We start from the raw sequence: 14040 nt of genomic DNA, 5'->3' as shown, positions 1-14040 counted from the left end.
GGTCCCGGTTTCCGCTGGCCTCAGCGGGCGAAGTCGTTCGCGAGCGCAGCACCGGCCGCATGAAGCCAGCGCGCTGGCTCTGTCTGAGAGGCGTGTGCGGAGCCGGCAAGATCCGTGAGTGAGATGGATGCCTCGAACAGCGCCGTGTCCGCGTCTGAGGTGATCCGCCCGGCGACGACGGCGGCGCGCACCCCCGCGCGAGCTGCGACCCCGGCGACGAACGAGGGCACCTTGCCGTCGCCGGACTGACCGTCGTAGGACCCCTCGCCGGTCACCACGATGTCGGCATCGGCGACAGCTTCTTCCAGTCCGAGCAGCCGGGCAACTTCACCGGCACCGGGAGAGAGTTCGGCGCCCCAGCGGGCCAGCGCACCGCCGGCACCTCCGGCCGCGCCCGAGCCCGGCAGCTGAGAGTCCGAGCCGAGCAGGTCGGCGAGGCGCACCAGAGCGGCATCGACGCGCACGATATCCACCGCGTCGGTCAGCCCCTTCTGCGGGCCGAACACTGCTGCAGCGCCGTGCGACCCGACCAGCGGGTTCGTCACATCCGAGAGCACGAGGACCTCAGGAGCCGGGCGCAGCCCCGCAAGATCGACGGCGGCGAGCTCCAGCAGTCCGCGCGCGCCGGGCGCGATCGGCCGCCCGGCGGCATCAGCGAAACGCGCGCCGAGCGCGGTCAGCAGCCCGGTCCCGCCATCCGTCGACGCACTGGATCCGATGCCGAGCACCAGGCGAGAGACGCCATGATCGAGCGCGGCGACAATCGCCTGGCCGAATCCGGTCGTGTCGGCGTCGAAGGGGCGCAGCGCATCAACCAGCTCGATGCCGGAGGTCGATGCCAGGTCGATCACCCCAGTTCCTCCCGGTGCGCCGTCCGTCGGCGGCAGCAGCAGCCACTCGGCATCCACCGGCACTCCGGCCGGCCCGTCCACGCGTACCGGCATCCGCACCGCACCCGGCACGCCCGCGGCGAACGCGGCCACCGTGCCCTCGCCGCCGTCCGCCATCGGACGCATCACGAAGTCGGCGCTGCCATCGACAGATGCCCACCCCGCGGCGAGCGCCTGCGCAGCATCCGCCGCGGTGATGGATCCCTTGAAGCTGTCCGGTGCGAGTACGACCTTCATTGCCATGGTTTCGAGCCTACGGGGCAGAAGTGCTCCGCTCAGCGCAGACGATCTCCGATCAGGGCGAGGTTCTGAATCGCCGCCAAGCCGTACTGGGCCGCATCGTTCGTCGACACACTGGGAGCCTCATCCACAGGGTTGAGGACGTATGGCGCCTCCACCCGATTCAGCGTGAAGTCGCGCCGATGAACCAGCCACTCCCCGACTCCTTCGAACGCCTGCCAGGCCAGATCCGCAAGATCAGCATCGCCGGTGCTCGCCGCGACGTACGCCGTCAGCCGGCTGTGCGCCTGTTCGAGATGGATGCCGGTGAGCGGCGCACCGACGGTAGCGATCTGCTCCTCGGGCGTTGCCAAATACAGGCGGCAGTACTCCAGCCACGCTTCCCGGAACCCGGGCACGTCCACGAGGTCGATCAGCTCGCTGCACACCTCGACAAGGCCGAACACCGCGCTCAGATGCGACACCGAGATGCGCTCGCGAGTCGCGTCGAACCGCCCGGAGTCGAGGTCGTAGAGGGCCTCACCGGTGAGGAATCCGTGCGGAAGCGCGCCGATGTCCGCCATTGTGCCCAGCAGTCGGTCGCGGGAACGCTCGTCGCCGGTGCGCTCCCAGTCGGTGAGCCACGTCGCCGCCAGCGCACCCCAGTCCGTCCCGAGCCCGACGGCGAGCGCGGAGCGATCCGGTCGATAGGTCGCCGCATCCGAGCGCACCTTTCGGGTGGGATCGGTATCGAGGAAGCGCTGATCGCTGTCGCGCAGCTCTGTGAGCAGGTCGCCGACGCGCTCGTCCGCGGTCAAATAGTGAAAGATGCGCCGGTAGATCGGGCTGCTGATGCGCAACTGCTTGGCGCTGCATCCCCAGTGCTGCACGTTATGCCGCGACCCGAGGCCCTTCCAGCGGCCCAGGTGATAGACGTCTACCTCGCCGGTATGCCGGGTCATCGCCTCGGCGAGCCGGAACACGTCGGCACGACCACTGCGCAGGTACGAGTACCAGAGCCAGAGATCTGGTGAGAGCTCACTGTTGTCCCAGGCGTAGCCGCCGACGTCGTATCGCCACACATGACGGTCGGGGTCGTAGGCGTGCATGACGTCGCCGTAATCCCAGAAGCCGTACCAGCTGCGCTGTCCGATCTGCCCGAGATAGAAGTCCAGGAGGAAATCGATGCTGTCTTCGATCTCCCCGCGCAGCGGCGTCGACCGGTCAATCGGCGCCCAGTCGCCGAATACACCGACCGCATTCAAGTGCGCGGGAGTCGGTTGCAGCAGCGGAGGAGTCTGCACCCGCGCCACATCCTCGGCCACGCGTTCGATCGACGGGGTCGCCGCATAGGCGAACAGTGTGAGCTCGTGGGTGCGCGCGATGCCCTGCGCCTCACCGAAGCCCGGCTCGTAGTCCTCGTAGGTGATCTCGAGCGCCTCGAGCTGCGTCGCGAAGTCGTCCTGGCCGAGACCGTCGTGATAAAACCGGACGTCCATGGGCTGCGCCTCCGGCGCGTACAACCACGCTGTGACCTCTGCTCGGTCGGATGCCGCGCCCCGGATGTCGAGCTGACCGGGATGCGATTGCCAGAAGCCCCGTACCCCGACGCCGAGACCGCCACCCGGATCGCTGACCGAGACGAAGCCTTCCGCCCGCGTACCGGCACCAGCACTGATCCACGCGTGACCGGGAGCCGTGCGCTTGCGGATGCCGAAACCGTCGGCGCTGAGCTGGGTGAGCGTGGCATCCGACCATGCCGGGATGAGATCCAACCGCTCGGACACCTCCGGGTTCCACTCCGCGGTCGGCGGCGTCGCCACACCCCGGATCTGTGCGGCACGCACCTCGGCACCAGGATCACGACGGAGGCCGGTGAGTCCGCGCACCGCCTCGGAGAAGAAGCCACCATCGGCGCCGGCGAACCGGACATGCCGGTCGTGCAATGGCGCCCGCAGTGGCACCCCGGCCCGGAGACCGAGCCCGGTGAGGAAGTCGACCTCGCCGTCACCGTCCCAGATCACCGTGTGCACGACGCGGATCTCCTCGGAACCGGCGACCAGGACGAGCCGCACGACGAACGGCAGCCACTCCCGCTCGCCCGACTCCGCCCGGTGCGTCCCCTCGATCCGCACGACCGCTCGGATGGGACCCTCCTGCTCGACATCGACCAGCGAGATGAGTGAGCGGAAGTGTTCGCGCGGCGCGCCGCCGCCGTCCTCCGCGATTTCGTCCTGCCTCAGGCTGACCAGGCGCACGTCTTCGGCAATCACGACGCCGTCCCGCGTGATTGTCCGGATGAGTCCCTCGACCGATCTGTCCCGCTGCGGCACGCCGATTTCCACGGTGACCACGCCGTTGTCCACGACGACGAGGTCGGCCGCTCGGTGCGCCCGCACCGGGCGATCATGCGCGGGGGCGGCGGATGGGGCATCCGCCACGATCTCGTACTCGCCGACGTCACCCGCGGCGCCGACGTCACCCATGGCGCCGAGCGCGGCGCCGGTCCACTTCACCGACCCGTCCGGCCAGGTCGCAAGCGGCCAGAACTGGCCCGGCACGTTCTCACCGTCACGGCGGAGGCGGAGTTCGGAGACCGACCCCACGCTTCCCCGGGGAAGCGGCGCGCCCCAGGTGACGCCCGACGGCAGCGTTTTCGGCGCGACGTCATCGAGCCAGCGCAGGGGGACTGAAGCAGGGGTGGGGGCGGTCATAGCGAATGCACCTCAAGGTTTCGGTAGCAGGCGGTCAGCGGGGACATCTGTCGGAATCCGATGCGGCCGTCGCGCACCCGCGGACCGGTCGATTCGTCGTCGGCCCACTCGAAAAGGACGAGGTCGTCTATTGAGAAGGTCACGCGGGCACCATCCTTGATGACGCAGATGCGATAAAAATCGCCACGTGTGTCCTCGACCGATGGCAGCGGGTCGGCACCCTGACTGACCAGATGGAATCCGGGCGACTTGCGCAGATTGCAGGTGTGGAAGGCGCGTTCGTCTTCCCAACGCCGGCGGAAGTAGGACACATGCAGGGTGCGGATGTCTCCGGAGTGATACTGCGGATACGCCCCCGTGCGCGGTGCGAGGCCGTCGTCGAAGATCCCGCCACCGACAGTCGCTGCCGCTCCGAAGAACAGCATCGCCAGGCCAGGCTCGCTGCGTGGCGACATCTCCCAGCTGATACGGATGCGGTCCCCGAACGCCTCGGGGCACCACAGGGTCCAGTGCTCATCGATGCCTCCACTGCTGGACAGCAGCACCCCGTCCGCATCTGCAGATGCTGCCATCGGCCCTTCCGCCACCCAGCCGGCGAGATCCTCAGGCGAAGCCAACGGATTCGCATACAGCAGAGCCGTCATCCCTTCACCGAACCGATCAGCATGCCCTTGGCGAAGTGTTTCTGCAGGAACGGGTAGAACAGCAGGATGGGCAGAGTCGCCACAACGATCACGGCGAATTTGATCCCCTGCGCCGGCGGCATCTGACCGGGGCCTGCCTCCAACATCGACAAATCTGTGGCGACTGTCACCTGACGCAGGAACATCTGCAGCGTCCACATCGAGTTGTCGTTGAGGTACAGCAGCGGCGACATGAAGTCGTTCCAGATACCCACGGCATAGAACAGCGCGAAGGTGGCGAGCACCGGCTTGGAAAGCGGGAGGATGATGCTCCACAGCGCCTGCATCTCGTTCGCCCCGTCGATCTTCGCGGACTCCTCGAGCTCGCCCGGGAGCTGCTCGAAGAAGTTCTTGATGATGATGAGGCTGAACGGATTGATCGCCATCGGCAGGATCAGCGCCCAGTACGTATCCAGCATCCCCAGGTCTTTGACGACGAGGAACGTCGGGATCATTCCACCGGAGAAGACCATCGTGAACACGATGAGCGACAGCAGCGTGCGCCGCCCGGGCAGGTTTCCCTTCGACAGCGGATAGGCCATCGAAGCGGTGAGGAACAGCTGGACCAGCGTTCCGACCACGGTCACCCCGATCGTCGTGACCATCGCGCGCAGGAACGTGGGGCTCGTCAGGATCGACTCGTAGGCCCGCAGACTGAACGTCTCCGGCCATACGAAGAACGACCGGGTGGCGAGCTCGAGCTCGGTGGCGAAGGAACCCGCGATGACGTAGACGAACGGGATCAGTGCGACGATGCCGACGGCCGTGAGCAGAACGACGTTGAAGACGTCGAAGACCTTGCCACCCGGGGTATTGAACCGGTACTTCTCGCGTGCCATCAGAAGATCCCCGTCTGGTTGAAGCGTTTGGCGAGCCAGTTCGCCCCGAAGATCAGCACCACTCCGACGACCGCCTTGAACAGGCCGACCGCGGTGCTGTAGCTGTAGGAACCCTGGGTGATGCCCATGAAGTACACGTAGGTGTCGAAGACATCCGCCACCTGGCGGTTGAGCGAGTTGGTCATCAGATAGATCTGCTCGAATCCGGTGTTGAGCACCTGCCCCATCTGCAGCACGAGCAGGATGATGATCGTCGGGCGGATAGCGGGGAGCGTGACATGCCAGACGCGCTGGAATCTCCCGGCCCCGTCGATGATCGCCGCCTCATACTGCTCCTGGTCGACGCTCGCGAGCGCGGCGAGGAAGATGATGGTGCCCCAGCCGGTGTTCTTCCAGATGTCCTGGAGGACGATGATCGGCCGGAACCACGCCGGATCAGTGAGGAAGCTCGTGTCCGTCCCGAACAGACCATTGATCAGCTGCGTCAGCGGGCCGATGTCCAGGGCGAACAGCAGATAGGTCAGCGATGCGACGACGGTCCACGACAGGAAGTGCGGGATGTAGATCAGGGTCTGCACGGAGCGCTTGACCATGTTGACGCGCAGCTCGTTGAGCAAAAGCGCGACGACGATCGTCAGCGGGAAAGCGACGACGACGCTCAGCAGCGCGAGGATCAGGGTGTTCGCCATGATCCGCCCGAAGTCGGGGCTGGCGAACAGATCCTCGAAGTGCTTGAAGCCCACCCAGGGGCTGTCGGCGATGCCGAGGAAAGGGACGTAGTCCTTGAACGCGATGACCGCGCCACCCATCGGCCCGTACCGGAAGACCACGAAGTAGATGATCCCCGGCAGCAGCATCAGATAGAGCCACTTGAACTGGGTGAAATGAACCCGTGCGCCTCGACGACGCTTCGGGGTCGGAACGGTGAGCGCCTCCGTCTGAGTGACGGGGCGTGTGTCCAGAACGACCACGCGATCTCCTATCGGTGTGGAGGGGCGGATGCAACCCGCATCCGCCCCTCGTTCGGTCAGTTCTGGCTGCTCAGTTCATTGATCTCGGCGATGATGTCGTCTCCGCCGCTGCTGCGCCACAGCGCAACCGCGTCCTTGAGACCGTCGAGGTCGATCTGGCCGGCGATGTACTGGATGCGCGCATCCGAAACGATCACGTCCAGCTGAGCCCCCTTGGAGACGTAGGTCTGCGAGACGTAGGCCGCGGCCTCGTCATACACCGCGTGCTCGGTGTCGGATGCCTCGATCTGCTTGCGCTTGTCGTACATCTCCTGCTCGTACTCCGTGGCCTGCTGAGGGAGATAGCCCTGGAATCCCGTGACGTTCATTCCCAGCTGGCTGTAGCTGAGCACGGCATCCTTCAGCTCCTGCGGAGCGTCGTCGACGGCGACAGCGAGATCGCCGTCCAACGTGTAGGTCTCGCCTTCGATGCCGTTGTTGAGGATGGGTCCGGCCTCGGCCGAGTTCAGCTTGTCGAGCACTTCCAGCACGGCGCGCAGCTCAGCCTCGGTGCGCACGTTCGTCTTCGGGATCGCCAGGAACCCGCTGTAGCCGGTGGTCGGGTGAGCGTGCAGCTCTCCGTCGGGGCCGGTCAGGTTGCCGGCGATGTCGACGTACTGGTCGAAGCCGTCAGGGTCGGATTCCTTGAGCAGGTTCATCAGCTGACCGGCACGCGAGTGCACGTCGATGATGATGCCGCCCTTGCCGTTCAGGAAGGGCTCATTCCAGGTCGCCGAGTCGAACGTGGTGTAGTCCGGGTTGACGTATCCCCCGTCGACAAGTTCCTTCTCGTACTCCACGGCCTCGAGCCACTCATCGGTGGTGAAGCTCGGCACCAGCTCGCCATCGCGCTCGGTCCACCGGTTGCCCGCGCCGAACCACGTCTCGATGACGTCGTAGGGGCTGTTGCTGCCGATCGCACCCGGCCACTTGGGAATGATCAGGCCGTAGGTGTCATCGGCGCCGTTGCCATCCGGGTCCTGCTCGGTGAACGCCTTGGCGACCTCGTAGAGGTCTTCAGTGGTCTCCGGCGTCTCGAGTCCGACGTTGGCCAGCCAGTCCTTGCGGATGATGACGGCCGCGCGCATGACGTCACGGGCCCGGAAGATGCCGTACACCTTGCCGTTCACGCTCGCGGCGTGCTGCACCTCAGGGAAGGTCGTCTTCAGGTTGGGGTAGTCGTCCAAGTAATCCGTGAGATCCCAGAAGGCGCCGGCCTCGGCATTGCGGACGAAGCCCGGGTCCTTGCCCTGGATGATCATGACCTGTGGGATGTCATCCCCGGCGAGCGTGATGTTGGTCTTGTCCAGGTACGACGAGTTGGGCACCCAGGTGATGTCGAGCTCCACGCCGGCGATGCCCTCGAGGGCCGCGAGGACCTCGTTGCCGTCGGCCGGCGCATTCGTGACGAGATACGGGGCCATGATCGACAAGCTCTCCAGCTCGGCGGCTTCACCGTTTCCTTCGGCCGCTCCCCCGGCCGAGCAACCGGCCAGAACGACCGCGCCGGCGGTGATGAGGGCCAGACCGCTGAATTTTTTGATGTGCTTCATGTGAACTCCTTCGTTCGTGCTGCTGCAAGGGATGGGTTGGTCGGACGGGAATGCTCAGCCGGCTGCGACGGGAACGGCAACAGCGCCGGTTTCCGTTTCGGTTTCAGCGAGCTGCCGGTCGTTCGCGGCGAAGAAGGCCAGGCACAGGGCTGTGTCGATGGTGAGCCACGCGCCGAGCGAGAGGAAGGGGATGATGCCGGGAAGAATCAGACTCGCGGTGACGACGACGACAGCGGCGAGCACCAGCAGGAGCACATGTGCGAGATTGCGCAGCATCCAGCGGGATGCCGTCAGCACATACGCCCGCAGCGGCAGGTCGTAGTGGACGTAGAGCGGCACGAGCACGGCCAGCAACGCGAACGCGAGTGTCAGCGCCACCAGCGTGAGGATTCCGGATGCTTCGGCAAGCGTTCCGGCACCGGCGAAGCCGATCGCATTCACGGCGAGGATCGTGCCGACGATGAGAACCGGCGCAAGCACCGCGTTCGCGCGCCAAAACTCACGCGACCACGCCTGCGCGAAAGTGCGGATAGCCGGGAAACCCTCTCCCCGCAACCGGCGTCGCGTGAGTTCAGTAGCCGCCACCGTGGCAGGGGCCGCCCCCAGGAGAATTCCGCCGGCGAGCGTGAACACATACCAGAGCAGGTTCACCGTCATCACCCAGAACAGCCAGTCACAGGCGGCATGGGCGCGGGACGCCCACCCGCTGGATGCGGCTCTGCTGTTCATCGGATCTCCATCGATCGTCATTTCACGCGCGTCGTCGCCGTGAATCTCGGAGGCGGGAATGCGCTTTCCGAGGACGATGCTAGCCCACCGTTTGAAACGAGTCAACAGGTGCGGGAAAACGCTGTCCGTGTCACACTGCTGTCACCTCCATCCATTTCTGACCCCAACCGCGAGGCTCTTCGATGACCTATCACCTGGCCGGCGACTCCACCGTCGCCCCGATGAAGCCCCAGGAGTCTCCGATGTCCGGGTGGGGGCAATTTCTGGAGCAACACATCGACGCCCCCGTCCGGAATCTGGCCTTCGGCGGTGCGACGACCGAGTCGTTTCTGGCTTCGGGCACATGGGCGGGACTGCTCGACGAGGTCGGCGCCGGCGACACTGTCGTGATCCAGTTCGGCCACAACGACCAGAAGCTGCCGGAGCTCGACGCGCGTGGCGGCTACACCGATCGGCTGCGCCGCATGGTCGCCGACGTCCGCGACCGCGCGGGTCTCGCCGTGCTGTGCACATCGTGCGAACGTCGGTGGTTCAACGACTCCGGCGGACTGATTCCGACGCACGGCGACTATCCGAACGCTGTGCGCGATCTCGCTCAGGAGCTTCACGCCCCGCTCATCGACCTCGCGGCTTTCACCGCCTGGCTGTACGAGGACCTCGGTGCCGACGAGTCGACGAAGCTGCTGTCGCATTTCGCTCCGGGCGAGGCGGCCGCCTGGCCGGATGGGTTGGCCGACGATACCCACTTCCGCGCGGAAGGAGCCGACCGCATCGCCGCGTTCGTCGCTCGTTCTCTGCGTGCGATTGAGCGCCGCGACGGCGACCAGCCCGCGAAAGGCTCGCCGATCGTCAGCTGACGCCGCCTATACCGCCCGAGTACTGGCCCGGTCGATGAGCGTGGCGGGAACGAGCGTGGCGGGCATGGATGCTGGAGACCCCGCCCCTTTTCCCTCGATCTCGGCGACAAGCCGTGCCACCGCTTCAGTCGCGAGCGCCGCGAAGTCCTGCCGGATCGTGGTGAGCGGCGGTCGGTAGTTCGCGGCATCCGGGACGTCGTCGAAGCCGATCACACTGACGTCCTCCGGAACCTGCCGACCCTGTTCAGCGAGCGCGCGGATGAGGCCGAGCGCCATCTGGTCGTTCGCGCTGAAGACGGCAGTGGCTTCGGTCATGCGAGCGGCGGCAGCGAACCCGGAATCAGCTGACCAGTCACCTCGTACTACCTCACCTTTCCCGCCACCGATAGCTTCCATCGTCTCGCGCCACCCGCGCTCACGCTCGGCCGCCGCGAAAGAGTCTTCGGGACCGGCGAGGTGCCAGACCGCGGTGTGTCCGAGCTCGAGCAAGCTCCTGGTCGCCGCGGCTGCGCCGCCGGCGTGATCGCTGTGCACGATATGAAGATCCGAAGCCGCGGGCGCGTCGACCACGACCAGCCTCAGCCCCTCAGGCGGATCGGCGGCCCGCATCATCGCCGAGGCCTCGTTCAGGACGATCGCACCATCGACACCCTGATCGTGAAGCCGGTCGAACGCTGTCGCCACGGAGTCGCCGGCGGTGACGACCAGCAGCGCGTAGCCCCGCTGTTCGGCCGCTTCCGCGGTGGCCTGCAGCATCCGCGAGTTGCCGACCGTGGCGAGCGTCGTCACGACGAGACCGATCGTTTGGGTGCGCCCGGTGCGCAGCGCACGTGCGGCCCGATGGGGTCGGTAGCCGAGTTCTGCCATCGCCTTCTCGACGCGGGTGCGGGTGACCGGGTCGACGCGCGGGCTGTCGTTCACGACCCGCGACACGGTCTGACCGGAGACGCCGGCGCGGCTGGCGACCTGCGCCATCGATACCCGTCCGGATGCCGTTCGCCCCACCATGCGCCGCCCTCTCCCGCTCACAACTCCTGCATGTTGACGTTACCACCGCTGAGAAGGTACCGTGTTTACGTGAACATGCAAGAACCTCAGGAGTTGTGCACGAGCGAGCTGAGCGCCGGCGTCATCAAACGAGCCACTACGCTCGCCGACGGCCGAGAGCTCTTCTACTACGACGACCCCGGCACCACCCTTGGCGCCGAACGCGCGGTTGATGCGCGCACCCTCGACCCGCGTCCGGACACAGCGCACATGCGTCTGGACGTGCTCACCGGCGACTGGATCACCGTCGCCGCGAACCGGCAGAACCGCGTCATGATGCCCAGCGCCGACGCCGACCCACTCGCACCGCAGACTCCGACGAACCCCTCTGAGGTCCCGTCGCTCTACGACGTCGCCGTCTTCGAGAACCGTTCTCCGGCCTTCGGCCCCGCACTTCCCGAGGGCTTCGGCGGCGTTCCGGTCGCCGCGAACCCGCCGCGCGGACTCGATGACCTTGCCGCCCTCGGCCTGGAACGCAGCCGCACCTCGGTCGGCCGTTGCGAGGTCGTATGCTTCAGCCCTGACCACTCCGGTTCCTTCGGCACCCAGTCGGTCACGCGCGCCCGCACCGTCATCGAGGCCTGGGCCGATCGCACCGCGGCGCTGTCGCAGATCCCCGGCATCGAGCAGGTCTTCCCGTTCGAGAACCGCGGCGAGGCGATCGGCGTCACCCTCCCCCACCCGCACGGCCAGATCTACGCCTACCCGTATGTCACGCCGCGTACCGCCCGCGCACTGGAGAGCATCGAGCACACGGCACCCGATCTGTACCAGCGCATCCTCGAGTCCGAACAGGCCTCCGAGCGCGTCGTCTTCCGCGGTGAGCACTGGACCGCCTTCGTGCCGTTCGCCGCTCGCTGGCCGCTGGAGGTGCACCTCATGCCGCACCGTCACGTGCCGGACTTCGCCGCAACGACGGTCGCCGAACGCGATGAGCTCGCCCCGCTCTATCTGAAACTCCTGAAGGGCGTCGACGCCCTTTATGAGACCCCCACCCCGTACATCGCTGCCTGGCATCAGGCTCCGGTGAACGTCGGCCGTGAAACGGTGCGCCTGCACCTGCAGCTCACGAGCCCGCGTCGTGCAGCCGACAAGCTGAAGTTCCTCGCCGGATCCGAAGCCGCGATGTGGGCCTGGGCCGCCGAGGTCACCCCCGAGCAGGGCGCCGCCCGCATCCGCGAGGCAATCGAACGCGCAGAGAACCACAGCGCAAAGAACGACGGCGCAGAGGAGCTCACCGCATGACCACCACCACACAGGCACCCGCCGCTCAGGCCGTCGCCCTCTTCGAAGAGCTCACCGGCCACGCACCCGCCGGCGTCTGGTCGGCTCCGGGCCGCGTCAACCTCATCGGCGAACACACCGACTACAACGACGGCTTCGTGCTGCCGTTCGCGATCCCGCACCGCACATATGCCGCAGTCGGCATGCGGGAGGACGGTCGCATTCGCGTCGCATCCACGTTCGCGTCTGAGCCGGTCGAGGTCTCCCTCGACGAACTGACGACGCTGTTTCCCACTGCGACCGGCGCCGAACCCGCCGTTGCCGAATGGGCCGCGTACCCGCTCGGCGTCGCCTGGGCACTGCAACTGGCCGGAACCACCGGCACCGGCGTGGACATCGCCATCGCCTCCGACGTCCCGGTCGGAGCAGGCCTGTCCTCCTCAGCCGCGATCGAGAGTGCCACGGCATCCGCTCTCAACGACCTGTGGAACGCCGGACTCGACCGCACCGCACTTGCGCAGATCGGTCGCCGCTCCGAGAACGAAGCCGTCGGAGCGCCCACCGGAATCATGGACCAGATGGCATCGATGCTCGGCGAGCCCGATGCCGCACTCTTCCTGGACTGCCGCACGCTCGATGCCAACCTCGTCCCCCTCAGCATGACCGAGGCCGGACTGGCAATCCTCGTCATGGACACCCGCGTCTCCCACGCCCACTCCACCGGCGGATACGGCGAGCGTCGCGCCGCCTGCGAGCGCGGGGCTGCTGCCTTCGGCGTCCCGGCACTGCGTGACGTCAGCATCGCCGACCTTGACCGGGCCGCCGAACTGCTCGACGAGGTCACCTTCCGCCGCGTGCGCCACATCGTCACCGAGAACCAGCGCGTACTCGACACGGTGCGCACCTTCCGCGAGAAGGGACCGCGCGCCGTGGGAGACCTGTTGGTCGCCTCGCACGTATCCATGCGTGACGACTTCGAAATCTCGTCTCCCGAATTGGACGTCGCCGTCGACACTGCCCTTGCCGCGGGCGCGCTCGGCGCGCGAATGACCGGTGGCGGATTCGGTGGTGCGGCCATCGCGCTGGTGGAGCAGTCGGCCGTCGAGACAGTGTCGGATGCCGTGACCGCAGCCTTCGCAGCATCCGGGTTCACGGCACCGAACATCTTCACGGTGACTCCCGCCGCCGGAGCACGCCGCGACGTCTGACGCACCCCAGCGGGCACGGCAGAATAGAGGAACGCGTCGCGCAAGCGGCCGAGAGAGGAAGTCATGTCCTGGATCGTCACCGGCGGCGCCGGCTACATCGGAGCGCACGTCGTGCGCGCCCTCGCGGATGCCGGACTCACCCCGGTCGTGCTGGATGACCTCTCCAGCGGGCTGACATCGTTCGTCCCGGAGGGCGTCGCGTTCGTTCAGGGCAGCATCCTCGATCGCCAACTCGTCGAGAAGACCCTGCGCGAGCACAACGCCGAAGGCGTGATCCACGTCGCCGGGTTCAAGTACGCCGGAGTCTCGGTGCAGCGCCCACTGCACACCTACGCCCAGAACGTCGAGGGGACGCGCGTCATCCTCGAGGCGATGGCGGCCGCCGGCGTCAGCAACATCGTGTTCTCCTCCTCCGCCGCCGTCTTCGGCACCCCCGACGTACCCCTGGTCGTCGAAGAGACCGCCAAGAAGCCGGCGAGCCCTTATGGCGAGTCCAAGCTCATCGGCGAATGGATGCTGCGCGACCTAGCCATCGCGACCGCAGACAGCGAGCACCCGCTACGGCACACCTCGCTGCGCTACTTCAACGTGGTCGGCTCCGCAGACCCCACCGTCTACGACGTCAGTCCGCACAACCTCTTCCCGATCGTGTTCGAGGCGCTGCTGGCCGAGAAGACCCCGAAGATCTTCGGCGACGATTACGACACCCCCGACGGCACCAATGTCCGCGACTACGTGCACGTGGGCGATATCGCCGCAGCGCACGTCGCCGCTGCCAAGCGCATGTCCGCCGGCGAGCCGATCGAAGCCGCGTACAACCTCGGCTCCGGCGATGGACTGTCCGTCAAGCAGATTATGGATGCCGTCGCCCGTGTGACCGGGATCGACTTCACGCCGGAGATCGGACCGCGCCGCCCGGGAGACCCCGACCGCATCGTTGCCACCGGTGAGCTTGCTGCCCGCGATCTGGACTGGCAGATGCGGTACACGGTCGATCAGATGGTGCAGACCGGCTGGGAAGCGCGCCGCAACGCCGGCTGAGCGATGCTCGTCCGGCCTGCCGTGCT

12 protein-coding genes are annotated in these 14040 nt (G+C 66.8%); 4 read left to right on the top strand and 8 right to left on the bottom strand.

The features are described 5' to 3' along the window. Nucleotides 1-20: 20 nt before the first annotated feature. From ACW5CM_RS02580 to ACW5CM_RS02550, 7 genes are read right to left on the bottom strand one after another with little or no spacing between them, the layout of a single operon-like run. Complete coding sequence (locus ACW5CM_RS02580; protein WP_457124115.1) at nt 21-1127, bottom strand: glycerate kinase; 1107 nt, start codon at nt 1125-1127, stop codon at nt 21-23. A 38-nt stretch (nt 1128-1165) separates the two neighbouring features. Next, complete coding sequence (locus tag ACW5CM_RS02575) at nt 1166-3823, bottom strand: exo-rhamnogalacturonan lyase family protein (protein WP_457124083.1); 2658 nt, start codon at nt 3821-3823, stop codon at nt 1166-1168. After that, nucleotides 3820-4467 (bottom strand): DUF1961 family protein, encoded by a 648-nt coding sequence (locus tag ACW5CM_RS02570; protein ID WP_457124082.1) that lies wholly within the window; start codon nt 4465-4467, stop codon nt 3820-3822. Before ACW5CM_RS02570 ends, ACW5CM_RS02575 begins: the two co-directional genes overlap by 4 nt. Beyond that, nucleotides 4464-5345 carry a carbohydrate ABC transporter permease gene (locus ACW5CM_RS02565; RefSeq protein ID WP_438254121.1) on the bottom strand — a complete coding sequence of 294 codons (882 nt, stop codon included), beginning with the start codon at nt 5343-5345 and terminating at the stop codon, nt 4464-4466. The genes ACW5CM_RS02570 and ACW5CM_RS02565 overlap by 4 nt, the downstream gene beginning before the upstream one ends. Beyond that, the gene (locus ACW5CM_RS02560) at nt 5345-6316 is read right to left on the bottom strand and encodes an ABC transporter permease (protein WP_457124081.1); all 972 of its coding nucleotides are present in this window, start codon (nt 6314-6316) and stop codon (nt 5345-5347) included. The genes ACW5CM_RS02565 and ACW5CM_RS02560 overlap by 1 nt, the downstream gene beginning before the upstream one ends. A gap of 56 nt (nt 6317-6372) precedes the next feature. Continuing rightward, a complete protein-coding gene (locus ACW5CM_RS02555) occupies nt 6373-7908 on the bottom strand; it encodes an extracellular solute-binding protein (RefSeq protein WP_457124080.1) in 1536 nt (511 codons plus the stop codon). Between the two features lie 54 nt (nt 7909-7962). After that, complete coding sequence (locus ACW5CM_RS02550) at nt 7963-8637, bottom strand: YesL family protein (RefSeq protein ID WP_457124079.1); 675 nt, start codon at nt 8635-8637, stop codon at nt 7963-7965. Between the two features lie 182 nt (nt 8638-8819). On the opposite strand from ACW5CM_RS02550, the gene ACW5CM_RS02545 reads away from it, so the two are divergent. Continuing rightward, the gene (locus tag ACW5CM_RS02545; protein ID WP_457124078.1) at nt 8820-9494 is read left to right on the top strand and encodes a rhamnogalacturonan acetylesterase; all 675 of its coding nucleotides are present in this window, start codon (nt 8820-8822) and stop codon (nt 9492-9494) included. A gap of 6 nt (nt 9495-9500) precedes the next feature. Here ACW5CM_RS02545 and ACW5CM_RS02540 read toward each other — a convergent pair whose 3' ends face one another. Then, nucleotides 9501-10502, bottom strand: a complete 1002-nt coding sequence (locus tag ACW5CM_RS02540; RefSeq protein ID WP_457124077.1) for a LacI family DNA-binding transcriptional regulator — start codon at nt 10500-10502, stop codon at nt 9501-9503. Nucleotides 10503-10577: 75 nt separating this feature from the next. On the opposite strand from ACW5CM_RS02540, the gene galT reads away from it, so the two are divergent. The 3 genes from galT (at nt 10578) to galE (ending at nt 14014) form a co-directional block, all read left to right on the top strand. Further along, complete coding sequence (galT, locus tag ACW5CM_RS02535; RefSeq protein WP_457124114.1) at nt 10578-11786, top strand: galactose-1-phosphate uridylyltransferase; 1209 nt, start codon at nt 10578-10580, stop codon at nt 11784-11786. Next, nucleotides 11783-12973, top strand: a complete 1191-nt coding sequence (gene galK / locus ACW5CM_RS02530) for a galactokinase (protein ID WP_457124076.1) — start codon at nt 11783-11785, stop codon at nt 12971-12973. The genes galT and galK overlap by 4 nt, the downstream gene beginning before the upstream one ends. 63 nt (nt 12974-13036) lie before the next feature. Beyond that, nucleotides 13037-14014 carry a UDP-glucose 4-epimerase GalE gene (galE, locus tag ACW5CM_RS02525; RefSeq protein ID WP_457124075.1) on the top strand — a complete coding sequence of 326 codons (978 nt, stop codon included), beginning with the start codon at nt 13037-13039 and terminating at the stop codon, nt 14012-14014. Nucleotides 14015-14040 lie beyond the last annotated feature (26 nt).

It is taken from the genome of Microbacterium wangyouchuni, from assembly GCF_054072595.1.
This window is presented reverse-complemented; position numbering and strand designations above follow the sequence as displayed.